The organism is Paenibacillus sp. J22P218, assembly GCF_056269195.1.
The window spans coordinates 155799-178896 of sequence record NZ_JBWDNL010000006.1; the positions used below are offsets into that span (position 1 = coordinate 155799).

Annotated in this window: 23 protein-coding genes and 1 other annotated feature; of the genes, 6 read left to right on the forward strand and 17 right to left on the reverse strand. The window is 50.5% G+C overall.

Annotation, left to right across the window (positions count from 1 at the left end; translation table 11 throughout):
* Nucleotides 1–27: 27 nt before the first annotated feature.
* The 12 genes from AC0YN0_RS24335 to AC0YN0_RS24390 form a co-directional block, all read right to left on the reverse strand.
* Nucleotides 28–1629 (reverse strand): copper amine oxidase N-terminal domain-containing protein, encoded by a 1602-nt coding sequence (locus tag AC0YN0_RS24335; protein WP_475823589.1) that lies wholly within the window; start codon nt 1627–1629, stop codon nt 28–30.
* Nucleotides 1630–1794: 165 nt separating this feature from the next.
* The gene (locus AC0YN0_RS24340) at nt 1795–3459 is read right to left on the reverse strand and encodes a putative polysaccharide biosynthesis protein (protein ID WP_475823590.1); all 1665 of its coding nucleotides are present in this window, start codon (nt 3457–3459) and stop codon (nt 1795–1797) included.
* A gap of 38 nt (nt 3460–3497) precedes the next feature.
* Nucleotides 3498–3980: a DUF456 domain-containing protein gene (locus AC0YN0_RS24345; RefSeq protein ID WP_442051518.1), complete on the reverse strand. Its 483-nt coding sequence runs from the start codon at nt 3978–3980 to the stop codon at nt 3498–3500.
* 6 nt (nt 3981–3986) lie between these two features.
* Nucleotides 3987–4739 carry a Cof-type HAD-IIB family hydrolase gene (locus tag AC0YN0_RS24350; protein WP_475823591.1) on the reverse strand — a complete coding sequence of 251 codons (753 nt, stop codon included), beginning with the start codon at nt 4737–4739 and terminating at the stop codon, nt 3987–3989.
* A gap of 185 nt (nt 4740–4924) precedes the next feature.
* The gene (locus AC0YN0_RS24355) at nt 4925–6424 is read right to left on the reverse strand and encodes an ABC transporter substrate-binding protein (RefSeq protein WP_475823592.1); all 1500 of its coding nucleotides are present in this window, start codon (nt 6422–6424) and stop codon (nt 4925–4927) included.
* A gap of 173 nt (nt 6425–6597) precedes the next feature.
* Nucleotides 6598–7470, reverse strand: coding sequence for a metal ABC transporter permease (locus tag AC0YN0_RS24360; protein ID WP_475823593.1), 873 nt, complete (start codon nt 7468–7470; stop codon nt 6598–6600).
* Nucleotides 7467–8408, reverse strand: a complete 942-nt coding sequence (locus tag AC0YN0_RS24365) for a metal ABC transporter permease (RefSeq protein ID WP_475823594.1) — start codon at nt 8406–8408, stop codon at nt 7467–7469. Before AC0YN0_RS24365 ends, AC0YN0_RS24360 begins: the two co-directional genes overlap by 4 nt.
* A 3-nt stretch (nt 8409–8411) precedes the next feature.
* Nucleotides 8412–9206, reverse strand: coding sequence for a metal ABC transporter ATP-binding protein (locus tag AC0YN0_RS24370; protein ID WP_475823595.1), 795 nt, complete (start codon nt 9204–9206; stop codon nt 8412–8414).
* A 55-nt stretch (nt 9207–9261) separates the two neighbouring features.
* On the reverse strand, nt 9262–10230 hold the full coding sequence (locus tag AC0YN0_RS24375) for a metal ABC transporter solute-binding protein, Zn/Mn family (protein WP_475823596.1): 969 nt from the start codon (nt 10228–10230) through the stop codon (nt 9262–9264).
* A 590-nt stretch (nt 10231–10820) separates the two neighbouring features.
* Entirely contained in the window at nt 10821–12911 is a 2091-nt protein-coding gene (locus AC0YN0_RS24380) for a peptidoglycan D,D-transpeptidase FtsI family protein (protein WP_475823597.1), read from the reverse strand.
* 33 nt (nt 12912–12944) lie between these two features.
* Nucleotides 12945–14114, reverse strand: coding sequence for a transglutaminase domain-containing protein (locus tag AC0YN0_RS24385; protein WP_475823598.1), 1170 nt, complete (start codon nt 14112–14114; stop codon nt 12945–12947).
* 69 nt (nt 14115–14183) lie between these two features.
* Nucleotides 14184–14633 (reverse strand): hypothetical protein, encoded by a 450-nt coding sequence (locus AC0YN0_RS24390; RefSeq protein WP_337098117.1) that lies wholly within the window; start codon nt 14631–14633, stop codon nt 14184–14186.
* A 160-nt stretch (nt 14634–14793) separates the two neighbouring features.
* Here AC0YN0_RS24390 and AC0YN0_RS24395 point away from each other — a divergent pair, with 160 nt between their 5' ends.
* A complete protein-coding gene (locus tag AC0YN0_RS24395; protein ID WP_475823599.1) occupies nt 14794–15972 on the forward strand; it encodes an MFS transporter in 1179 nt (392 codons plus the stop codon).
* Nucleotides 15973–16357: 385 nt separating this feature from the next.
* Nucleotides 16358–16729: a ribonuclease M5 gene (locus AC0YN0_RS24400; protein ID WP_442051539.1), complete on the forward strand. Its 372-nt coding sequence runs from the start codon at nt 16358–16360 to the stop codon at nt 16727–16729.
* A gap of 20 nt (nt 16730–16749) precedes the next feature.
* On the opposite strand, the gene AC0YN0_RS24405 is transcribed toward AC0YN0_RS24400, so the two are convergent.
* Together AC0YN0_RS24405 and cyoE are read right to left on the reverse strand one after the other, a co-directional pair.
* The gene (locus tag AC0YN0_RS24405; protein ID WP_475823600.1) at nt 16750–17352 is read right to left on the reverse strand and encodes an SCO family protein; all 603 of its coding nucleotides are present in this window, start codon (nt 17350–17352) and stop codon (nt 16750–16752) included.
* 39 nt (nt 17353–17391) lie between these two features.
* Entirely contained in the window at nt 17392–18258 is an 867-nt protein-coding gene (cyoE, locus tag AC0YN0_RS24410; protein ID WP_337098122.1) for a heme o synthase, read from the reverse strand.
* Between the two features lie 273 nt (nt 18259–18531).
* Between cyoE and AC0YN0_RS24415 the strand changes: the two genes are divergently transcribed.
* Nucleotides 18532–18954 carry a cell wall hydrolase gene (locus tag AC0YN0_RS24415; protein ID WP_442051505.1) on the forward strand — a complete coding sequence of 141 codons (423 nt, stop codon included), beginning with the start codon at nt 18532–18534 and terminating at the stop codon, nt 18952–18954.
* A 130-nt stretch (nt 18955–19084) separates the two neighbouring features.
* Complete coding sequence (gene gerQ, locus AC0YN0_RS24420) at nt 19085–19684, forward strand: spore coat protein GerQ (RefSeq protein ID WP_475823601.1); 600 nt, start codon at nt 19085–19087, stop codon at nt 19682–19684.
* Here gerQ and AC0YN0_RS24425 read toward each other — a convergent pair.
* Nucleotides 19681–19977: a hypothetical protein gene (locus AC0YN0_RS24425; RefSeq protein WP_475823602.1), complete on the reverse strand. Its 297-nt coding sequence runs from the start codon at nt 19975–19977 to the stop codon at nt 19681–19683. The two genes, gerQ and AC0YN0_RS24425, sit on opposite strands and share 4 nt — an antisense overlap.
* Before the next feature lie 83 nt (nt 19978–20060).
* On the opposite strand from AC0YN0_RS24425, the gene AC0YN0_RS24430 reads away from it, so the two are divergent.
* On the forward strand, nt 20061–21047 hold the full coding sequence (locus AC0YN0_RS24430) for a metal-dependent hydrolase (RefSeq protein WP_475823603.1): 987 nt from the start codon (nt 20061–20063) through the stop codon (nt 21045–21047).
* 126 nt (nt 21048–21173) lie between these two features.
* Here AC0YN0_RS24430 and AC0YN0_RS24435 read toward each other — a convergent pair whose 3' ends face one another.
* Nucleotides 21174–21389: an alpha/beta-type small acid-soluble spore protein gene (locus tag AC0YN0_RS24435; protein ID WP_337098126.1), complete on the reverse strand. Its 216-nt coding sequence runs from the start codon at nt 21387–21389 to the stop codon at nt 21174–21176.
* A 128-nt stretch (nt 21390–21517) separates the two neighbouring features.
* On the opposite strand from AC0YN0_RS24435, the gene AC0YN0_RS24440 reads away from it, so the two are divergent.
* Nucleotides 21518–21697, forward strand: a complete 180-nt coding sequence (locus AC0YN0_RS24440) for a DUF5325 family protein (RefSeq protein ID WP_442051500.1) — start codon at nt 21518–21520, stop codon at nt 21695–21697.
* A gap of 45 nt (nt 21698–21742) precedes the next feature.
* On the opposite strand, the gene trpS is transcribed toward AC0YN0_RS24440, so the two are convergent.
* Nucleotides 21743–22732 carry a tryptophan--tRNA ligase gene (trpS, locus tag AC0YN0_RS24445; RefSeq protein WP_337098128.1) on the reverse strand — a complete coding sequence of 330 codons (990 nt, stop codon included), beginning with the start codon at nt 22730–22732 and terminating at the stop codon, nt 21743–21745.
* A 74-nt stretch (nt 22733–22806) separates the two neighbouring features.
* Nucleotides 22807–23066, reverse strand: a binding site (T-box leader).
* Between the last annotated feature and the right edge of the window lie 32 nt (nt 23067–23098).

A 23098-nucleotide genomic window follows, 5' to 3' on the forward strand; every position in this document is an offset into this window, starting at 1 on the left:
AATTAACATTTGTCCCTGTCCGGCAGGTTATACTTCGCGGGCAATCGTCAACGATTTCTCCCCGTAAAAATCTTGCCACGCAAGCTTCGCATTCAGCGCATTGCTTAAGCTTCGAGCCGGAACATAGGCCGTACCGTCAACATTTGTTACCGGGAATGACCAAGTTGCACCGACACCGTTAACAAGCACCTTGTCGCTTCCGGTCTTTAGCTCAATCGTCGTTACTGTTGCCTCGTCGTACAGCGTAATCGTTTTTGTCTTCGGATCGTATTGAATTTCGCTTCCTAGTGCTTCTGCCGTAGGGCGCAGCGGTACAAGCGTAATTCCGCCTTTTACAACGATAGGAGGATTATAATAGCTGTCGACGTAGAAGCTTACGGATTGACGGTTCAAGTGCAATTTGTTTCTCAGTATATCATATACTGCCGAATCCTCCTTGAACAACTTCAAGAGCTGATAGTCGCTCAGTTCCAACAGCTGATTCTCGTCAATATACGCTGCCGGAACGACTGCCGGTTCCGCCAACACATTGCCATTCACATTCCAAAGCTCGCTAACCGAAGTTAAGGTGAAGCCTTTGATCGGAATGAAAGACAACTCCTCATCTTCTTCAGCTTGCAACGTGTACGACAGCTCGAGACCCTGTTTGCGAATATCCAGCTTGCTGTCAACATAGACGTCGGCTTTCACATTCAAGTTGTCGCCCAGCAAGGAATCGATCAATTCTGGGTCTTCACTTTCCATCGCTTTCAATTCATCCTGCAAATCTTTAAACATTATAACTGCTTCATCTATAGCTTGTTGAATGAGCTCATCCGTTGTTGGCGCATCAAGCTGTCCGCTCTCCTCGAACGGATTAACGGTGCCGAGTGCTTCCCACACATCCGGATTGCTCGAGAGTACCTCTACGATTCCTTTGATCATTTTTTCCAGACCTGCTTGATCGGCAACAAGCGCATCTACATATTTTTTCACCCATGCCCAAATGGCTTTGCCATCCATCTCGGCATGTACTTGCATGAGTGCGACGGATTCACCGTTAATGGTCTCCGTAACAGGCTTCACATCAATCTTCTCTGGATTAGGCAGGTTGTCGATCGCGTATCCCCCAACCGTATCGATAATCGCATGGCCTAGCGCCGCCAACGATTCTTCTCCGTCTGCACTCGCATTCGCTGCAGTGTCTACGCCAGCAAACTCTGCCGCAAGACTTTCACCCGTCATATCGAGCACGAAAGGCTGCTTGGCGCCTTCAATCTCCACAATCGCGTTGGACTCGTTCATTTTCATCGCGAAACCAATCGAAGTGGAATCGCCCAGCGTTAGCTTCCCGTCAAAAGATGCACGCATGCTGTCTTCCATTTTGACATGATCGAGTTGCAGCTCCACTTTAGATAAAAGTTTATAAATAGCAATCTCTTCGTCCAATAAATCATTGAGCGCTTCATCATCAAGTTGTTTCTTGAAAGTTAGCGTCTGCTTGCTCTCGCTCGATGTTACTTTAAGCGTATTCTTCAATACCGTGTTCAGGTCGACGCCGCCAATCGCCTGACAGCCTGATACGAACACTAATACAAGCGTGAGCAATAGGAGCATCAGCTTGCTTGGCCGTCCCAATTTCTTAATCAATGTAAATACTCTCCTTCATCACTCGTCTATTAAACTTAATCATTATACTAGAGTGTCTATTATATGTAAATGTATGGAAACTAGAACACTTGCTTTCTCTATGAGAAAAATCCCTCGCAGTCAGTAGGACCGTGAGGGATTTTGTTTGTTAAAGAAGTCCCATTTTTATAGCGCCTTGCGATAGAACGGCTTCAGTACCTTCGTAAGCAGTTTGCGAAGCGGCCCAGGGAAGGAACGGATATCCTCAGGCGTAATGACGCGAAGCGCAGCCAGCAGGGCGAGATACAGCGCGCCGACGACAGCGGCCGTCACGATGCCGGCGACCATATAGCTCAGCTTGTCCGCCCAGCCGTCCGTCCAAGCGAGGATGCCGTTCTCTGCTCCCCATCCAGCAAGAGCAGATACAGCAACCGCGATGATGTATTTAACCCAGCGGCGTCCGAGCACGTTAAGCTTAACAATTCGGTTAATGGTACGAACGTTCATTAGCGTGATGACGATGAAGCAGATTGAAGAAGCGATAATGAGTCCGTATACGCCGAGGAATGGGGCAAGCGCAATGCTGAACACGACTTTAAGCGCCAATCCGAAGAACGTATGGTACATCGGTGTCTTCGGTCTGCCAAGTCCGTACAGGATCGAGTTTGTCGTCATCATCGTAATTTGGAATATCGTACCTGCCGTAAGCAAAGCTACCGTACCGCTTCCGCTTGGGCTCTGAAACAGAAATCCCGTCACGGAGTATGACGCCACCGTAAGAAGCATAGCAATCGGTACGCCGGTGAAGCAGACAATCCGCATAACAAGCGAAGATTGGCGCTGTACTTCATTCATATTGCCAACCGAGAAGGCGGAAGAGATAACCGGAATAATCGATGCTCCAAGCGCAATCGCCAGAATTGGCGGGATGCCGGCAAGCGACATCGCCTTAATCGTATAATCGGCGAATACATGCGTTGCCGTCTCCAGATCATAGAATCTCTCCGTCAGACGGATGAACAGCGTGGAATCGAACGTGTATAGAAACTGTACGGTCATCGCCGTTACGACTGCCGGTATAGACATACTGAATATTTCCTTGTAAATCGAGCGGAAACGCAGCTCCGAGCCGCTTCCTTGCTGCGACCGAAGATTCGCGCCGCCCTTCCGAGCTTGTTCGGCCAAGTCCTGACGTCTAAGCTTCCGGCCAAAATAGACCATGACTACGAATGCGCCGATGCTGCCGAACACGCTGCCGAAGGTTACGGCCGCCGCTCCCCAAGCATCGCCCCAGCCCCAAGCTAAGACGATCAGGGCGATTCCGATTCCGCCTATGACGCGAAGAATTTGTTCAATAATCTGCGAAATGCCGCCTGCGGCCATGAACTGTCTGCCTTGGAAATATCCGCGCATCATCGCGATGATCGGGAACAGCAGCAAAGCAGGTGCGATCGCTCTTACCGCCAAGTCTGCTATCGGCTTCTTAACGATGTCGGTATACACCGGTGCGAGGATGAACATCGCCGTCGCCAGCAATAAGCCCGTCACCGCCCCGAACAGAAGCGCAGCCTTATATATTCGTCTTGCTTCCTCCGGACGCCCCAGCGCATAACGCTGCGAGACCATCTTGCTTATCGCGCTCGGGATGCCGCCCGTTGCGACAACTAGCAGCAGCAAATACACTTGATTGGCAACGGCGAAAGCCAATTGCCCGTCTTTGCCCAGCATGTAATCGAGCGGCACACGTTGAAACAGCCCGAGAAACCGGGCTGTGAGCGCAGCTGCTGCCAGTATGAGCGTACCTTTAATTAACGAGTCTTTTTTCAATACTTGAGAGGCTATGTCTTTCACTCCTGTCTTACACGTTAGCTTTATTGCTTAATGAAAAATTAAAGGACGAGCCACAATACGAACAATATGATCATGATCGCTTGAAGAATGACTTTCACGACTACGCTGGTGAACAATCCGACCATGGAGCCCCAGCCCGCTTTGAGCGCTTTTTTGAACTCCGTGCCAATAATAAGCTCGCCGATAACGGCGCCTGCGAACGGACCGATAATAAGACCGAAGGCCGGAATAACGAAAGGTCCGATAATGATACCGATTGTACTGCCGATAACCGATGCCCGATTTCCGCCGAACCGCTTGACGCCCCAAGCACTGACCGCATAATCGGCTATGAAGAGGACGACCAATATGATCGTTTGAATAATCCAGAAGAAGACATCAAAGTCACCGAACGAGAAGAAGAAGCCATACACAAAAAATGCGGCGTAAATCGCGAGCACGCCCGGCAAGATTGGATATACCGTTCCTGCCATCCCGATAACGAATAATAAAACGACAAGAATCCAACCTAATATTTCCATACTCGATCATCCCTTCAGAACGTAACGTCTAATCACTTCCGCGACCCCATGCTCATCGTTCGTAAACGTAACGGCATCGGCGGCATCCTTGACCGCTTGCTGGGCATTGCCCATCGCTACGCCTAGTCCCGCTTCACGGATAGCCGCAATATCGTTCAGACTGTCGCCTACCGCGACAACCGAAGACATATCAATGTGAAGCAGCTCACATAACTCGCGGAGCGCGCTTGCCTTGGACACGCCTTGCGGATTCATCTCCAGATTCCAAGGTGAGGAGTTCGTAATCTCAAGCGCTCCCCAGCTCTGAACCTCGGCCAAAATTTCGTTTCTTGCTTGATCATCCTCCGTGTAATAACCGAATTTGAGCCAATGATAGGCATCGTAATCGGTTGCCGGATTAATCCACTTTTCCTTGTTGTACACCGTGTCCGTCGTATAAGCCCAGAACCATGGCTCGCCATGCTTTAGCGCTAGCTCGTGCATTCGTTTCACGTACACGGAGCTCAGATGAGTCCGCTTATGCAGCACATGCGGCTTATGCCAAATCTCGCTCCCGTTAACGGTAATCATCGGTGTATCGAGCCCCAGCTGCTCCGCATAAGGCAATGCGCTTTGGAAGCCTCGTCCTGTCGAGAAGCTGACAATTACGCCCGCATCAAGCGCCTTCTGTATCCACTCCGCGTTCTCCGCACTGATCTCGCTTTGTTCGTTCAACAGCGTTCCGTCCATATCCAGTGCGACCAATTTGTAATTCGACATACGTAAATCCTCCCGGCAGCCTAGAAAAAAACCGCATCTATATTTTTGTACTCTAGTTGACTCAATTATTTTAGCACATTTGGCGCATATTCCAAATGAAAGTATTCACTGGCCTCGCTTTTGTATATACACAAAAGAGCTTGTACAAGCAGTCTTAACCGCTTGTACAAGCTCTCCTTATGTTGCTACTCTTCCACGCTGGCGTCCGGCGCCTGCGATGCTTCGGCGTCAGGCGACGCATCTGCTGTGCTGCCCGCTGCCGCCGAATCAGCAGGCTTAGCGGCCTTCGCTGCCTTCTCCTCCTCGACTAATCGATCAAGCAACTGCTGCCCCTCAAGCTGTACTTTGGCAAGCGCGTCCTCGATTGACACGCCTCCGTCCTTCACCTGCCCGAGCTGCTGCTCCATGACGCCGTTTATTTGCATCCAGAACTGCTGCGGAAGCTTGCTGTAATCGGACATTGAATTGCTTCTAACCGGCTTCAGCTTGTAGAAAGCATCCAGGCTATGTCCCGCTTCGTCCTTGATGTAGGTCGACCGAATCGGAAGCCCATTGTTATAGCCTGACTTCGACTTAACCCTGGCATACTCATCGCTCGTTATATACGATATAAATTGCCATGCGGCATCCTTGTTAGGCGACTCGGACATAATCGCGAATAGATTGTATGTGCCCATATTGCTGCTCTGATCCGGGGCTTGTATGCTAACGGGCGTCGTCACGACATCCCAGTTCTGCACCATCTTATCCTTAACCGTATTGTACTCGCTCGCTTGCTTAATCTGCTCTAAATAATACGCATCGCCGATCATCATCGCAGTACGGCCGGCAATGAAAGGGTCCCGCAGCAAATAATCTTCATACGTCGTTCCGTTCTCCATCTGCTGCTCCATGCTTTCGTAATAAAGCGCATTCGATGCCAGAGCCAATTGGGCGAGGCTGAGCGCCTGCTTCCAGCCCTCTGAATCCATCGTCATCTGCTGCTTTGACGCATTCACGATTCTTAATCCTTCGGTATTGCCGATCATATTGCCGAGCTCGAACAAAGTGCCGGAATAACCCGCTTTCATCCCGTAAATGCGCTCCTTCGGTTCACCCTCGGTAGGGAACTGCTTCGCCAAATGGAGCACTTCCTCCCAGCCCATCTGATCCGTTGGCGGAGCTATCTGATACTTATCGAATAAATCCTTATTATAGTAGAGCACCTGGCTGTAGAACGAAGGAGTCAATGCGTATAGCTGGCCTCCTCCCATTTCCTTCAAGTAATCGATCAGCCCGGGGATGATCGTCTCCGTATCGTACTTTTCCTGCTTCATTACCGTTTCCAGCTCGTATAGCTTTCCTTGCTCGACCAGCTTCTTCAGTTGATCTTCCTGCACCATAACAACATCCGGCTTTTCCTCGTCGATGAACTTTTGCATCGCCTCATTGTAGTCAAAATTCGGATCGCCATTGCCATTGTTCATATTCTGGGTCGATACGATCTGCAGATCGATATTCGGGTACAAAGCAGTGAATAGCATCCCAAATTCCTGATAGAAGGCTTGTTCGTTATAGTACATAACCTTCAACGACTGCGGCTTGTCCGATTCGTTATTTCCAGCGCCGAAGCTGCAGCCTGCCCCTGTCAGCATCGCACCGATCAGCCCCGCCGTCGCCGTATACTTCCACATCGATTTCAACATGTTCACTCTATCCCCCATCTCTTTCCAATGAAATATATTCCAAATATACTAAACGTTAATAGATGGGAGAAAGTTTCATAATAGATCGAAATTTGTAAATAAAAAGCACCTGGTCCTCGGCATTAGCCGATGTTCCAGGTGCTTTAACTCTAATAAGAAACGGTTACCTCCGTTTAAGCCGCCAGCTTGCGAAGTCTCAGCTTCTTCGCGACGATGCCTTGCGAAGGTGAGAAGAGCAGCGCTATCGCGAACAATACGCCGGCCGCGCATACGATACAGCCGGCGATCGATGCATCCATTATTTTAGCCGAGAAGTATCCAACTACTGTGCTTGCAATGCCTACGCCGATGCTTAAACCGATCATCATGCCTAGACGCTCCGTTAGCAAGTATGCCGTTGAAGCCGGGATGATGAGCAGTCCGACGACGAGAATCGCGCCGACGCTCTCGAACGAGCTTACCGTTGCCATCGATACGAGGCCCATGAGCAAGTAATGGAAGATCGCAACCGGTATGCCGATAGCGGCGGCAAGTGCCGGATCGAACGCGCATAGCTTGAACTGCTTATAGAACAGGCTGATTACGGTCACGATTACGATCAATGTGAAGCCTAACAGCCAGACTGCCCGAGGTCCCATATTGACTCCGCCAAGCTCCCAGATGTTCCAGTGCACATAAGCGATCTCGCCGTACAAGATTGCATCCTGATCCAAATGCACTTGGCGCGCGAACAAGCTGACGAGTACAACCCCGACTGCGAACAAAGCGGTGAACACAACTCCGATTGAAGCATCCGACTGGATACCGCTTTGCTGGAACATTTGGATGAGGAAGGTCGTTAGCAGACCAAATACGAGCGCCGCGAACATCATGAGCAGCGAATCTCTCGAGCCGCTCAGCAGGAAGGCGATAACGATACCCGGCATAACGGAGTGGCTTATTGCATCTCCGATCATAGCCATTTTTCGAAGGACTAGGAAGACGCCTAATATTGCGCAGCAGCTTGCGACGAGCGAACCCGTCAATAGTATCCAAAAGTCGCTCATACCGCTGCCTCCTTCTTCGTGCTGTCATGAATCGTAATCTCGCGTTCCTTCGCGAACCGCTCTTTCGCCCGTTGGCGCATCAACCGCTTCGCCACTAGGCCCCGCTGCGGTCCGAACAGGATCGATAGCACGAATACGACCGTAGCCGCGAGTACCGTTACCGGTCCAGTCGGCAAGTTCGATACCGATGCGCTGAATAGCGTGCCGATCGCTCCGCTTGCCGCGCCGAATATACCGGATAGGATGACCATTAAGCTAAGTTTATTCGTCCAATATCTGGCCGATACGGCCGGCGTAATGAGCAGAGCCGCTACGAGCACGACTCCGACCGCTTGAATGCCCGCTACAACGGCAACTACCATCAGCAGCATAAGAAGCTGTTCCAGCGCGGCTACCGGGTAACCGAGACCTCGTGCAAAGCCTGGATCGAATGAAATAAGCTTAAATTGCTTGAACAGCAATGCGCAGACAGACAGCAGTACGACGCAGACGATGGACATCGTAATGACATCGGAGCCGATCATCGATGCCGCCTGGCCGAACAGAAATTTATCAAGACCGGCTTGGTTGCCATAATTGCCATGTTGAATAACAGTTAGAAGCACAATTCCGAGGCCGAAGAATGAGGACAAAACAATGCCCATCGCAGCATCCTGCTTCAGCTTCGTATGACGCGTAATATAGCCGATACCGAATGTGGCCACTACGCCTGCTAGACCTGCCCCAATGAGAAATAAACCAATTGACTTAATACCCGTCAGCATGAACGCGATACAAATACCGGGCAAAGCCGCATGCGCAAGCGTATCGCCCATTAGGCTCTGCTTCCGCAAATAGGAGAAGCTGCCGATAACACCGCTGCTTAGACCAAGGAGCGTACAGCCGAGAAAGATCCATTGCATGTTCGGGTCTGTAATCATCGACCAAATGTTAGCCATCTGCTACACGCCCTTTCCGTTAGGTGCAGTTGGCAATGGGAAGCTGCGGTCAAGAAAAGCCAGTCTGCCACCGTAAGTCCGCTGCAGTTGATCCTGCGTGAACACTTGATCGGTAGGTCCGTAAGCTTGCAGCTCCACATTAAGCAGCAGCACCGAATCGAAATAATCTTGAACGGTTGCAAGATCATGATGGACGACGACAACGGTCTTGCCTTGGCGCTTCAGCTCTTGAAGCAGCGTAATAATCGCTTTCTCCGTTGCGGCGTCGACACCTGCGAACGGTTCATCCATGAAATACAGCTTCGCATCCTGCGCCAACGCTCTTGCAAGGAAGACACGCTGCTGCTGGCCGCCGGACAGCTGGCTGATCTGACGATCGGCGAAGTCGGCCATGCCGACCTTGCTCAGACATTCAAGCGCGATTGCTTTCTCCTTCGCGCCGGGCCTGCGAAGCCAACCGAGATGCCCGTATCGCCCCATCATAACGACATCAAGCGCATTCGTAGGAAAATCCCAGTCGACCGATTCCCTTTGCGGCACGTAGCCGATGAGCTTGCGCTGCTCTTTATACGGCTTGCCGTATACGAGCACCTCGCCGCCAATGCTCGGTATGAGCCCTAGCGCAGCTTTCATAAGCGTCGACTTGCCGGCGCCGTTCGGTCCGATTACGCCAATCAGCTCGCCCTCGTTAATTTCGAAGGTTACGTTCCGCAATACTGGTTTCTTCTGGTAAGCAACCGTCAATCCGTTCACGGACAACGGGGATGGTGCTGCTACGTGCGCGTTTTGCTTAGTCATGGCTTTCGTAAGGCTCATATTTATCACTCACTTTCGTTCCATTAGTCTCTTATTCTTATTTCAATGCACTTACAATCGTATCCACGTTATGCTTCACCATGCCGATATAAGTGCCGTCCTCTGTTCCTTCATCGCCCATCGCATCGGAATACAATTGGCCGCCGATCTTCACGTCATGGCCAAGTTGTCGAGCGCCTTCAATGACCGATTCAATCGACTTCTTCGGCACGCTTGATTCGATGAACACGGCCTTGATCTTGTTCTCCACCAAGTAATCCCGAAGTTTGCTGACATCCTTGGAGCCGTATTCAGACATCGTATTCATGCCTTGCAAACCCGTGACAGTTAACCCGTATGCTTCGCCAAAGTAGCCGAAAGCGTCATGCGCCGTCACTAGAATTCGTTTGTCCTCCGGTATGAGTGCAATTTGTTCCTTCGCGTATGCATCAAGCTTCTCCAGCTCCTTCAAATAATCGGCAGCGCGCTGCTTGTAATCATCAGCGTTGGCAGGATCTTTCTCGACCAGCGTATCGCGAATGACCTCGGCAGCAGACATCCAAAGTTTCACATTGAACCATATATGCGGGTCATGCGAACCGCTGCCCTGTGCCGGATTCGCGTGCAGCTGTTCCTCTTTCAAGTAAGAGGATACGGCAACAGTCGGCTTGCGCTTCTCAAGCTGTTCGAACATCTCCGCCATCTTGCCTTCCAGATGCAGGCCGTTGTAGAAAATGATATCCGCGTCATCAAGCTTCTTCACATCGCCTTGCGACGCTTTATATAGATGGGGATCGATACCCGAGCCCATTAAACCGATGGCATCGACATGGTCGCCGCCGATCTGCTTGACGACATCCGTAATCATCCCAATCGTCGCCGTCACCTTCAGCTTGCCTGCGCCCTCCCCGCCTTGATTGGTTGCAGAGCCCCCGCATGCCGATACGGCGAGTGCCGTTACGGACAGAAATATAATCGTCATAATGAACCTTCTAATTGCTGAATTGGATTTGGTATGCTTGCGCATGATGTTCCCTCCCTTTCGTGTTTGGACAATCGAATTTTGAATTTTGTGATTTTTTAATTTAAATGGTTGCGTCTTCACCTTATCGTCAACGGACAAGTTTCCCTTGCGAATATTATTTGACCTAGAGAATATTATTTAGCTTAGTGCCTCTTTGTTTATAATACACAAAAATGTTTCTCTAGTGCAACATTTATTTTTATCGAGCTCATCCATAAAGCAACAGTCGTCCTCTTACACCGCTTTAGCCTGCACATCATCCATTCAAACCGTCATCCTTTAGATATGATCACAATTTATATGATTTTTCACACAAGACCAGCTAAACAAGTTGTAATTGTAAAAACTTATACGATCTATCATACAAAGTGGTTAATCCATCCACGCAGCCGATGATTTTGTATGATTTTTCGATCATAAACCTTGATTTGACCTTTCCGTGAGGCTGGTTTATACGATATATCGTACAACTATTGGTTAGTCAACGTTAATCGGCAGACTCTGCAATCGACTCAAAACGAAAAAACTGCCCCTTCACATCCAATCGTATCGATGGATGGAAAGAGGCAGCTTATACGCTAATTTATTTATCATTATTCCGCCGCATTGCCTGCCGTTCCGTCAGCAGCATTGCCAGCATCGGCACCTTCTAGCGGAGTCCCGCCAGTGTTGGCGGCACTCTTCTTCTTAGGCACGCCGTACAACCCAACCTCTTCATCGTAAGCGTCGAAGATTTGACGCGCGATCGGCGATGCGCCGTAGCCGCCGAAGCCGCCGTCAGGCACAACAACCGCAACCGCTAGCTTCGGCTTGTCGGCAGGCGCATAGGCGATGAACACCGCGTTCTCCGCGCGGCGGCCGGCTACGTCCTGCTCGGATGTACCGGTTTTCCGTCTGTACGTGTAATCGACGCCCTCGAAGCCTTCCGACTTAACTTCGGACATGCCTGTTTCAATCTCTTTCCAATATTGCTCAGGAATATCGATCGTGTTCAAGATCTCCGGGGTGAAGCCTTGAATGACATTGCCGTCTGAATCCTTGATTTCATTCACGAACTGAGGCTTCATACGCTTGCCTCGATTAGCAAGCATAGATACATATTGCGCGAGCTGAAGCGTCGTATAACGACCCTGTTGTCCGAAGGAAGCGAATATAAGCGCGGACTGCGAGCTTCCGCTCTGCGCCTCCTTGTAATACTCGATAATGCCCTTCGATTCATTCGGCAGTCCGCTGCCCGTAAGAACACCCAGACCGAATTGCTTCATGTATTCGTCCCAAATCTCGACGCTGCTCTTGCCGTTCACATCTCCGCGCATGTACAGCTTGTTCCCGATCATCGCTGCCATGAAAGGGTTAGAGGATTTAGCTATGGCGCCCGCCCCGTCGAGACTGCCGTATACGTGGTTCAAGGAGTTTTTGATAAAACGCTCGTACCCTTTCCGGCCAAACGAGAACACACCCGTATCCGTATACCTAGTCGTCGGAGTGAACAAACCCTCGTTAAGTCCGATCAACACGGACAACGGCTTCATCGTCGAGCCAGGCGGCAAAATAGACGACGGGTGGGAGTTGCGTTCCTTCTCCGTCTTATAGTCGCCGTATACGGTCGAGATCGTACCGTTCTGCAGCCTGTTGCCGATATTCTCATAATCCTCGTTGCTGATTCTTCCGCCTGACCATATATTCGGATCGTAGTCCGGCATGCTCGCCATGGCGACAACCTTGCCCGTATCGACCTCCATCGCTACCGCATAACCCGTCTTGGCATATTCGGCGCGCTCATAGGAGTTCGACGACTCCGATATTTTTTTGATATGGTCGGTAATGGCTTGCTCCGTTTTTAACTGAACGGTTTTATTGATCGTCAGGTAAAGGTCCGAACCCTTCTGCGGGTTCGTAATTTCCATCGGTCCAATAATAACTTCTTTGTTATTAACCGGGTATGACTTCAATCCGTTCGTTCCGCGCAGAACGTCCTGATACATCAACTCGATGCCGCCGAAGCCGACATCTTCCTCTTCCAAGTATTTAAGCGTCGCATCGGTAATCTTCATCTTCTCGCTATAGAACTCGCTGTCGAGCCGCACGCCGCTATATTTCTTCAAGTAGCCGACCAATTGTACGGCAATTGAGCTTTTGTCGTAGTTGCGGATGCTTTCCTCCATAATGTCGATGCCTTTGAAGTTGCTCTTGTTCTCCATGAAATAGGCGATTTCCTCATTCGTCAGATTCGACTTGATCCGCCTAGGCGTAGAAATGAAATTTCGTTTAAACTCCAAATCCATCTGCCGAATAATATCATCCACCGTCATGGCCGAAGCCGGATCGCCATACTTAGTGAACACTTTGTCCAGTTCGACCGCCATCTGCTTCGCCTTCTCAACCGCATCGGCCTGCTTCAGCTCCGGCTGTACGCTGTAATACAGCGATTGCGTCGAAGTCGAATAAGCAATTGGATAGCCTGTCGAGTCGTATATATTACCCCGAATAGGCGGCATCGCAACGTTGCGCGTTCCTTTCGCGGCTCCTTCCGCGCTAAGCGTCGGACCTTCTACGAACTGCAAGATGGCAAGCTTCACGATTAAGACGCTGAATAATACGAATGTAACGAAAAAAAACATATTAAGCCGGAATGAAAAATTACGTCTGTTCACTATCTCCCGCTTTTGCGGATCGTCTTGCATGCTTTCACCTCTTAATCATAAATATGCCATTCATTATATCGCAGCGGCTTCTCTAATATGCGTCTGCTCAAAGCCAGGGGAATTGAACCAATCACCCGAAGAGGCCCACGTAGCATCAAGCGGAATCCAATTGTCGCCGCCATCGCCAATGTTCACTTCATTCCAAGCATGCGGTCCGAAGCCGCCGCTTCCATCGGCTCCAAGCCCCGTCACGACTCTCACATCGAGCCCTGCCGTACGTGCCATCACGGCATACAGCCTAGCTGTATCAATACATACGCCTTTGCGCGTTGCGAACGTGTCAGCCGGCGTCTGTTCTTTCCATATGCCTCGCTCGACGTAATTGTTAGCTTTGTCCCAATCATACTCAATGCGTGAACCAAGCCAGTCATATAGAAGACGTGCCTTCGCCTCGTTGTTGTCCCCGTCCTTCGTTACGAACAGAGCGGCCTCAGCGATATCATCCGGTACGGCATAGTCGATAATCTCGTATTTGCGTTGCAGGATTTGGCGGAACTCCGCCTCCACCGCCTCAGCAAGCACGGGGCCTTGACCCTCCAGCATATCGCCTGCAACCGGAGCAAGCATCGCCGCAGCCTCTCGATACAACGGTGATTCGGCGATCTTGTCTGCATACCAGCCATTAGGGATTAACGAAACATAGACGAATAAAGTTGCAATGAAAAGAAAAGATCTTCCGGCACCATGAACGGCACCAATAATTGCACCTGTAGCCTTGCTGGCATAACGGCGTCCAGGAAGCTCTTCCATTACGCCGCTGCTATTCCTCTCCCGTATGAAGCTGCTCCAAGCATAACTGAACAGCGGTTCGGCGAAGCTGGCAATCACTCTGAATATCAAGTAGATAAGCAGGAAGAGCATCCCGTACCTTAGCAGCGCGAAATCTCTCAGGCCTGTCAGCAGCGTAAACCATGCTTGCTGCGCACTTCCGAGTTCATGTGCCGGCACTACAACGGTCCGGGTGAGCCATCTCGCGACTTGAGGAGAAGCCCAGCCTGCAAGCTGTCCGGCGATGACAAGTCCCGCTATCGCCACAACGCCCTCCCATACAAAAAAGAAAAGACGCTTCGCTGATCCCGACGCGCCCCTCTTTATCCCTTGCAATAATGAAACAAGCAATAGCAGGAGAGCAATGATCGCTACGGGCTCCAGCTCATCGAACCGCAACATCCAATCGAACATAATCTCTCCTTTCATAAAGCCTTACCGGTATTAGGCTAATATACATCCCCCATATTAACGGAGAATGAATTAGCCGTTGTTCTTCGCTTGATCGATAAAGGCTTGTATCGCGCTATCTACCTCGATCGTTATCTTCGGGGCGCCGCGGAAGGATACGGTCACTTCATTGTCGCCAGGTTTGCCGTTAAGCTCTAGGTTCTTGGTCTTGATTGTATACGAGCCGTCCGCGTTGCTAATGAATTCGGCATCCTTCGCATCGCCCGCCATCGCAGTCATCATTTCTTGCTTCGCGCTGTCAACGACCTTCGTGCTGATCACTTTCAGATCGTCCATCGTATAGCCGCTATAAAGAACGACGCCGATGACGATAACCGCGACAATCGCCCATTTCACGACCGTCTGCACAATTCGAACGATTAGAAGCAGCACGACAATCGCGATAACGAGCACGAACCAGTTGTCTTTGAAAAAAGATGTCCATGTGTCTACGTCATACGCTGAAAAATCTAAAAAATCCATTCGATCCCCTCCATTATACCTCGTACAAAAAGCTATTACAAAACATTATACCCTACGTCCTATATACCGTAAACGCTTCCTTCCACTTTAGCCAGACATATCCTGTCCATTAATGACGTACAAGTAGTTAGTAAAGAGAATGAGCAAGGAGGATAACGGAGTGAAAACTGCCATCTGGCTCTATTTATTTTTGTTTGTCGCGTTCTTCGATTTGCATGCGCAATACCCGATATTGACGCCGTTCGCCATCTCGCTTGGCGCAGCTCCCTCCTTCATCGGGCTTATGATGGGAATGTATTCGATCACTCACCTGCCAGGCAATCTCATTGCCGGCTACGGCGTCGATCGATTCGGAAGCCGCTTATTTATTGTTTTCAGCCTCCTCGCGGCAGGCATTATACTCCTCTTTCAATCGCATGTGACAAACCCTTGGCAGCTGCTCGTGCTTCGCTCCATTAGCGGATTCGTGCTCGCTTTCCTGTCGCCTGCCTGCCTGGCGCTGCTGGCGCGCCTGTCGAACAATATTACCGAGCAAGGCAAGCTAATGGCCGGCAACGGTCTCGTCCATACGCTCGCATCGGTCGTCTCGCCGGCGGCGGGGGCGTATCTTGTCGCGAAGATCGGCTTCACGACCGCTTTCACGGTGCTTGGCTGGTTGCTGGTCGTAACCGCTGTATGCGCCGTCTTCTTCATCAGTGACAAGCGTATGAATGTCGCGCCTCTGCCTGTCAAAGCTAGCTCCGAGAGCGGAAGCAAGAAGCCGAAGACTGCGCAGCAGCCGCTTGGCGAGGGTACGCCGATCCCTTGGCTCGTCTTCCTGCTGCCGATTGCGACCAGCTGCTCGCAAGGTATATTGTCGTTCGAGCTTCCGCTCATGGCGAAATCGCAGGCATCCATAATGACGACCGGACTGCTGTTCTCCGTCGTCAGCATCGGGGCGCTCATTACGCTCAGCATGCTGTTCCTGAACCGGATCTCAGCTTTCCAACGAACTTTATGGGGGGCATTCCTGTTAGCCGTCATCTACTTCTGCCTGGCGGCGGGTGTCCCTGCTCCGTTCACTATGATGCTGCTGCTGATAGGCATGGCTAAAGGCATTATTCTGCCAGCGTTATCGACGCTGTTAATCGAGTTAAGCGGCGGCGCCAGATACGGCCGCACGTTCTCCATACTGTCAATTGCCTTCTCCGTCGGCGCTTTCATCGGCCCGATGGCCGCAGGCCAGCTGCGCGATCAGCTCTCGCCTTATTTCATCGCTTTCGTCGCTCTCATGCTCGCCGTAGCTGTATTGCCGTTCTACAATTCGAGAATATTAGCTTCTCGCACCTATTTTTCATAAAACTGGGTATTCGCACACGGCATTTGTTCCCTCCGCACATAGGATACATTATGTCAAATGACTATGCCGGCATGACAGAAGCCGATAAGCGTGGCTATCATGAGGGCTGAGAGCATCATTGACCTCTACCTATGAAAGAGGGGTGAATAATAAGATGTCTGGACATGTTGAATCAACTAGCCGGGGCAATGGGCATCACGGCAACAACAACATTGCAACTATTCTGGTCTTGTTTATCTTGCTCGTAATTATAGCGTGTGCTTGCATGTGGTAATGATCCATTGCCAGCAAGCGAAGAGGCGGCCCTGCAATAAGCAGGCCGCCTTTATTTTCGCACGAAAGTAACTTAATATAGGGTGGACAAGCTAAGACAGAGGTGATTAGGATGGATGTTGCCATAATTGTAGAAGGAAAAAACGACAAAAGCCGTCTGAAACGGGTGCTGACCGAGGATGTTCCCATTTACTGCACGTATGGGACGCCAGGATCGGAGCAGCTTGAGAAACTGCGCAAGCAAGCAGGCGACAAGCAAATATACATATTTACCGATAACGATGCTTCGGGCAAGCGCATTCGCGGCTTGCTGCGCGATCTGTTCCCGGATGCCGAGCATATTTATACGCGCAAGGGCTATCCCGGCGTTGAGCATACACCCGAGGATTATTTGATCGAGCAGTTAGAAAAAGCGGGCCTCGATGCGCATATTGTATATCCTGCGCCGGGTCCCGCTTTACAGTGGAATAAGGACGAGTTCTAATTACGCTGTTGCCGTATCTTCTACAGCAGCTTGTTCAGCTCGCCTAATATTGTATCTGATGTAACATTCTCATCGCTGCCGTTAATCCATTTGCGGATTTGGCCTTCTTGATCGACAATCGTAATGACGTTCATATGGGCGAACGAGCCGTCTTCCACTTTGGCTACGCTCACGCCGAAGTCTCTTGCGAGCTTGATCGTCTGCTCCTCGTCATCGCCCCGCAGGAACTTCCAACCGTTCGGCTGGGCGAAGTTTCTCTCCGCGAACGCTTTGATGACCTCAGGCGTATCCCTCACCGGGTCGAACGTGATCGATATCAGTTCTGCCTTCGTTCCGAGCTTGCCGGATTTTTCCAGCTTTTCTTGAACCTCCGACAACAGGAAGGTCGTCGGCGGACAAACGTCCGGACAATTCGCGAAGTAGAAGTAAACGATTCTCGCTTTGCCGTTCGTCGATTCAAGCGATACTTTGTCGCCGCTGTCCACATCGGTCAATTCGAAAGCAGGCGCTGCCATCTCGATCGGCAGCGGTGCTTCCGGCTTAATCACATACGTAAACAATAAATAAATGCCCATTGCCGCGCATAACGCGAGTACTGCTAGTTTAAAACTGTGTTTTTTCAAAAAAACCATCTTCGCATCACCTTCGTCTTCTATCTTCTATTAGGTCAATGTCGTATTCGCGATCATCGCGATGAACACAACCATCAAATAATTAACCGAAATAAGGAAATTCGTCTTCGCCCACTTCTCCGTATCTTGCGCTGCCGTGCCACGTAGCGTATGCACGAGCCATACAACGCCGCAAAGAATGGAAATAATCAAGAAATAAATGCCTGCATAACCGTAAGTATAGAGCAGCACGCAAGTTGGAAGAAGGAGCAGCACATACGGAATCATTTGAAGCTTCGTCCGCTTAATCCCTTTCACGACCGGAAGCAACGGGAATCCCGCCTCGCGATATTCTTCTACCCTTCTAATCGCAAGCGACCAGAAGTGAGCCGGTTGCCATAAGAATAGGAACGCGAACAGGATCCAAGCTCCCGCATCCACCTCGCCCGTTACCGCGCAATAACCGATAACCGGAGGCATGGCGCCTGATATGCCGCCAATCGACGTACTCCATGTCGAGCTCCTCTTAAGCCACATTGTATAGATGACAATATATACGAACCAGCCCAGCAATCCGAGCCAGCCTGTAAGCGGACTAACGAGCACGAACAGTACAGCTAGTCCAACTACGCCCAAAATAATTCCGTATGCAAGCACGGTTCCCGGCTTCATTCTGCCAGTCGGCAGCGCCCGGTCCTTCGTTCGTTCCATTTTCAGATCAAGCTCACGGTCCCAGTAGTTGTTAATGACGGTCGCTGAAGCTATCGTCAGCGTCGATCCGACCAACATATAAATAAGCAGCAGGAACATCTCCATATCGAAGTCCCATTTGGAAGCTACGATAAATCCGCCTAGAGCAGCAAAAATATTAAGCCGAAGCAGCCGCGGTTTTGTTAATGCAATCAAGTCCTTCAGCACAAAGCAAAGCCTCCCGAGTATGCGACAAGACGCAACTAGCGCCTATCATTCATTGATGAATCGTTCTTAATCATACCGAAAAACACTCTCAATGACAATGTTCGACGGTTTTGTTCATGAATTCGCCACTCAAATTGTGACAAATCTTTTGTAACCAATTCGCCCAGCGCTCAATACAATGGGTATGTAGTTTGATGCCTATAAGGGCCCAGCGCGCATCAAACCGTTTGTGACAGTAGACAGTATGCGAAGGGAAGTGAACGACCTAAGCCTATGGCCGTTATTAAAACGAATTCCGAGGAAACGAAAATGTTAGCCCGGCTTATGCGTGCGGAAGCGGAAGGCGAAGGCGAGCTTGGCATGCTTATGGTCGGCAATGTCGGCGTCAACCGAGTACGCGGCAATTGCTTGGATTTCAAAAACATTCGTTCGATCCCGCAGATGGTGTTCCAAAGTCCAGGCGGCTTCGAAGCAACCCAGAAAGGTTATTTCTATCAGGCAGCACGAGACAAAGATATTCGGTTAGCCGAGCGAATGATCAACGGAGAAAGACAGCACCCGGCGTCGAACGCGCTTTGGTTCTTCCGTCCTGCGGGCAATTGTCCGAATACGTGGTATGACCAAGGCAACAGCGGCCGCTACAAAGCACATTGCTTCTTCGTTCCGACGCGCGGCGATTGTCCGGCCGTTTATTAACGTTTATCTTGCGTAAACGGCCATCGCTACGCACGAACCGTTAGCTGCGTCTTTACACATCTCGGTTCTGTGCCGTAACAGTTACCGTTTCGCGCTGAAATATAAGCACACGAAAGCGAGGAAATCTCGAATGTCCAACGGTTATGGGTACAAAACAGCAGTAAGCCCGGCGAATACTGGTGCTTACGGGTACGGGTATGGCGGCTACGGCATGCAAATGCCAACGACGCTTCCTGCTCAGCAAGGTAATCAAGCTTTCCCTCTTCAAGCGATGGCTAATCAAGCGATGCCTATGCAGGCGATGGGTAACCAACCCATGCCGTTCCAAGCAATGGGCAATCAAGCGATGCCGCTTCAAGCGATGAAGGCCCAGTCGGCGATGCCGCCGGTAGGCGTGCCTAGCGGCGCAATCGTAACACCATCTGGCGGTAATATCGTATCCCCATTCGTAGAAGAGTCGTATGTGGAGAACATACTTCGCCTGAACCGCGGCAAAATGGCTACTTTCTACATGACCTACGAGAACAATAGCCAGTGGAATGCGAAGATTTTCAAAGGCGTCATTGAAGCGGCTGGACGCGATCATATTATTATTAGCGATCCAACGACGGGTATGCGCTACTTGCTGCTGACGCTTAACCTGGACTATGTGACATTCGATGAGCCAATCGCTTACGAATATCCGTTCCAAGGCGGCGTAGTCAGCTCGGCGACCCCGCTCGGACGCTAAGACTGTACAGAGGAGAAGGCCGGCTTGAACGTCCATATATGGAGCTTGCCGGCGCCGCCCTCGATCCAACCTGTGATTTGAGACCAAGAAGAACGCTCGCTGCAGCGTTCTTCTTTGATTTGCTCGGCTTGTTCGGCGGTATTCGCTGACCATAACTCGACGAATAGATGGTGCTGATCTGTTCCTTCATATATATGGACGCAATCATTGTCCTTTAGCAAAGCTTGCGTATAACTCAAATAGGTTTCTCGATGCTCGGGTTTAATGCGATATTCAGCGAAACAGATGTACATAATACGTCATACTCCTTTGTCGATTAGATCATAATAACGAATGAACCAAAAATGACTTCGCACTACACAACAGGGGGCTTCCAATGGATACAGGTACACATCTCGTTATGGGGATCGGACTGGCAGGACTCGCTGCCGTCGATCCTGTCGTTGCCGCTAATCCATCGATTCAGACTGCCGTTCTGCTTGGTACAATTGCCGGCTCTCAGGCGCCTGATCTTGACGGTCTGCTGCGATTTAAAGGCAACGCCGTCTATATTAAAAACCACCGCGGCGTATCTCACTCCTTGCCGGCCATCGCCATTTGGACGATTCTTATAACGGCCGTCCTTCAGCTGCTTTACAGAGGCTCTCTGCCGTGGCTGCACATCGGCGGCTGGGTGCTGTTAGCCGTTTGCGTCCACGTCTTCACCGATTTATTCAACACCTACGGCACCCAAGCGATGCGCCCCTTTACCGATAAGTGGATTTCGTGGAACATTATTCACATCTTCGACCCGGTCGTCTTTACGACCCATATCATTGCTATTTTACTTTGGGCTGCGGGTCTCGTAAATCCCGCACTGTTGTTCCCGTTGCTGTATTCGTTCACCGCTGTCTATTTTGTATGGCGCACATTCGTTCAGCGCGGCAAGATCGCGCTACTTCCCAAACTGGACAAGGAGCATAAGAATGGCGACTCCTACATCGCGATTCCGACCATATCGTTATCGATTTGGAACGTAGTCAAGGAGGCTCATGATGGCAGCTTTGTAATTGGTACGCTGCACGGAGGCAAGCTGAGATGGCTCGACCGCGTCAGATGCTCGGATCACCCGGCTGTAGCCTTGTCCAAGAACGAACCTGCTATTCGTTCCTTCCTCTACTTCACCAGCTTCGCATGCGCGGATGTTCGCGAGCATAGCTGGGGCTATGAGGTACGATGGTCGGATGTTCGCTACCGGCATCGCAAGCAGTATCCATTTGTTGGCGTCCTGCTCATGAATCAGAAGTACGAGACGATCGGCTCCTATGTCGGCTGGCTTAGCGACGAACGGCTTATGAAGCGTCTTCGTATGGATACGTATTAATATTGATTGTAGCCTGCCCCTTGCTGCATAATAGAAGGGGCTTTTGTTTTTGGCTTTTTGTGATTAAATAAAAAGGAGCTCAAGGTTTCCCTTGAACTCCATTTGATCCTTGTGTATTAAAAGCGCTTAACGGTAGCCGCCAGAAAGCTGTTGTTCAGCAATTTGGACTAGCTTTTTCGTGATGTAGCCACCAAGGGAGCCCGCTTCACGAGTTGAAATGTTACCGTAATAGCCATCTGCCGGGATTTGTACACCGAGTTCTTGTGCCGCTTCCAACTTCAGTTGATTAAGAGCTTGACTTGCTTGTGGAACGATCAGTGTATTGCTTCTGCTTCCTGCCATGAGGTATTTCTCCTTTCGTCTCCTGCGCTTGATTGTGTGGTGCAAACTTATTATGTGCACAAGAAGAGAAACTATGCTCTATCCCCCAAAAAAATATGATTAAAGTTTGTGAAGGAGAGAATAACGTCATGTCTAAGCAACTATCCTTATTTTTCGCCGTCGTATCCGTCATATGGATGAGCGCAATGGCTATATCCATCAGTCATAGCGGCTGGCTAGTACTATTGTTCGGTCTGCTATGGCTGTTCACGACCGGTGCCGGTTTTATCGTTAAGGCGCGCATGCGCCGCAAGAAACAACAAGGCTGAACGCCACCTGGCGTCAGCCTTGTTGCTTCTTCCTATCGTTATCCGCTAGCCGCGCGGGCGAAGGAAGCCCATTAGATCCTTCGCATCTGCCAGCGTGCGGGAAGCTACTTCAGACGCACGCTCAGCGCCTTGCTTCAAGATCGTATGAATCTCGCCTGAATTGCGAATATCGTGATACTTGTTCTGCAACGGCTCAAGCACGGAGACAACATGCTCGGCCAAATCCTTCTTGAACGGTCCATAGCCTTGCCCCTCGTAACGCGCCTCGATCTCTGCAATGCTCATGTTCGCGCAGTGCGAATAGATCCCAATCAGATTGCTGATCTCCGGCTTATTCGCCGGGTCATATTTCACTTCGCGGCCGGAATCGGTTGTCGCTCGGCTAATTTTTTTGCGGATGACATCCGGCGGATCGAGCAACGCGATGAAGCTCGCCGGATTCGGATTGCTCTTGCTCATCTTCTTGCTTGCATCGTCAAGCGACATGATGCGCGCGCCTACCTTCGGAATATAAGGCTCTGGAATCGTAAAGTACGATCCGAAGCGCGTGTTGAAGCGATGCGCCAGATCTCTAGTCAATTCCAAATGTTGTTTCTGATCGTCGCCTACCGGCACAAGATCCGCGTTATACAGCAATATATCAGCAGCCATCAGCGTCGGATACACGAACAAGCCCGCTCCGACGGATTCTTTTCCTGACGACTTATCCTTGAATTGCGTCATACGCTCCAGCTCGCCCATATTGGCTAGCGTCGTGAACAACCATCCGAGCTCGGCATGCTCACGCACATGAGATTGAACGAAGACCGTTGCCTTCGACGGGTCGATACCCGCAGCGATGAAGAGCGCCGCTACCGCTTCGGTCTGCTCTCTAAGATTAGCGGGATCCTGCGGGACGCTGATCGCATGCAAATCCACGATCATAAAGAAACATTCCTCGGAATGCTGGAGCTTCACGAAGTTTTGCAACGCTCCGATATAGTTTCCGAGTGTAAGCTGTCCGCTTGGTTGAATGCCGGATAGTACTTTTTTCAAATTCAACTCCACCTTTCTATGGCCATCAACTTTATCGATATAAGGGTTCGTAAAAACGCAAAAAAACCCTCGCCGCAAGGGACGAGAGATCGTGGTGCCACCCTAATTCGTCTGCGCCGCCCGTCACCCTAATGCAGGGGCGAATGCCGCACAAACCTTAACGCTCAGTAACGGTGAGCATCCGGATGAACATTTTCGGCAGAGCTGCAGCTACCGGTTCCGCACATCGGCTCCGGGTTCCATTCAGCTTCGAGGTTTGCACCGGTTCGCAGCTACCACCGGCTCTCTGCACGCAATTCGCCTCAAGCTTACTTGTTCCCATCATCGCATTTAAACTGATTATACTCGCGCTGACATGAATGTCAA

Bases quoted from the DNA above. Each gene is read 5' to 3' on its own strand.
- gerQ (WP_475823601.1), top strand. From the start codon at position 19,085: ATGTCCAACGGTTATGGGTACAAAACAGCAGTAAGCCCGGCGAATACT.
- AC0YN0_RS24435 (WP_337098126.1), bottom strand. From the start codon at position 21,389: ATGGCAGGAAGCAGAAGCAATACACTGATCGTTCCACAAGCAAGTCAA.
- AC0YN0_RS24350 (WP_475823591.1), bottom strand. From the start codon at position 4,739: ATGTCGAATTACAAATTGGTCGCACTGGATATGGACGGAACGCTGTTG.
- AC0YN0_RS24425 (WP_475823602.1), bottom strand. From the start codon at position 19,977: ATGTACATCTGTTTCGCTGAATATCGCATTAAACCCGAGCATCGAGAA.
- AC0YN0_RS24385 (WP_475823598.1), bottom strand. From the start codon at position 14,114: ATGTTCGATTGGATGTTGCGGTTCGATGAGCTGGAGCCCGTAGCGATC.
- AC0YN0_RS24355 (WP_475823592.1), bottom strand. From the start codon at position 6,424: ATGTTGAAATCGATGTGGAAGTATACGGCGACGGCGGGGCTGATCGGT.
- AC0YN0_RS24365 (WP_475823594.1), bottom strand. From the start codon at position 8,408: ATGGCTAACATTTGGTCGATGATTACAGACCCGAACATGCAATGGATC.
- AC0YN0_RS24400 (WP_442051539.1), top strand. From the start codon at position 16,358: ATGGATGTTGCCATAATTGTAGAAGGAAAAAACGACAAAAGCCGTCTG.
- AC0YN0_RS24360 (WP_475823593.1), bottom strand. From the start codon at position 7,470: ATGAGCGACTTTTGGATACTATTGACGGGTTCGCTCGTCGCAAGCTGC.
- AC0YN0_RS24370 (WP_475823595.1), bottom strand. From the start codon at position 9,206: ATGACTAAGCAAAACGCGCACGTAGCAGCACCATCCCCGTTGTCCGTG.
- AC0YN0_RS24415 (WP_442051505.1), top strand. From the start codon at position 18,532: ATGGCCGTTATTAAAACGAATTCCGAGGAAACGAAAATGTTAGCCCGG.
- AC0YN0_RS24390 (WP_337098117.1), bottom strand. From the start codon at position 14,633: ATGGATTTTTTAGATTTTTCAGCGTATGACGTAGACACATGGACATCT.
- AC0YN0_RS24430 (WP_475823603.1), top strand. From the start codon at position 20,061: ATGGATACAGGTACACATCTCGTTATGGGGATCGGACTGGCAGGACTC.
- AC0YN0_RS24380 (WP_475823597.1), bottom strand. From the start codon at position 12,911: ATGCAAGACGATCCGCAAAAGCGGGAGATAGTGAACAGACGTAATTTT.
- AC0YN0_RS24345 (WP_442051518.1), bottom strand. From the start codon at position 3,980: ATGGAAATATTAGGTTGGATTCTTGTCGTTTTATTATTCGTTATCGGG.
- AC0YN0_RS24440 (WP_442051500.1), top strand. From the start codon at position 21,518: ATGTCTAAGCAACTATCCTTATTTTTCGCCGTCGTATCCGTCATATGG.
- AC0YN0_RS24375 (WP_475823596.1), bottom strand. From the start codon at position 10,230: ATGCGCAAGCATACCAAATCCAATTCAGCAATTAGAAGGTTCATTATG.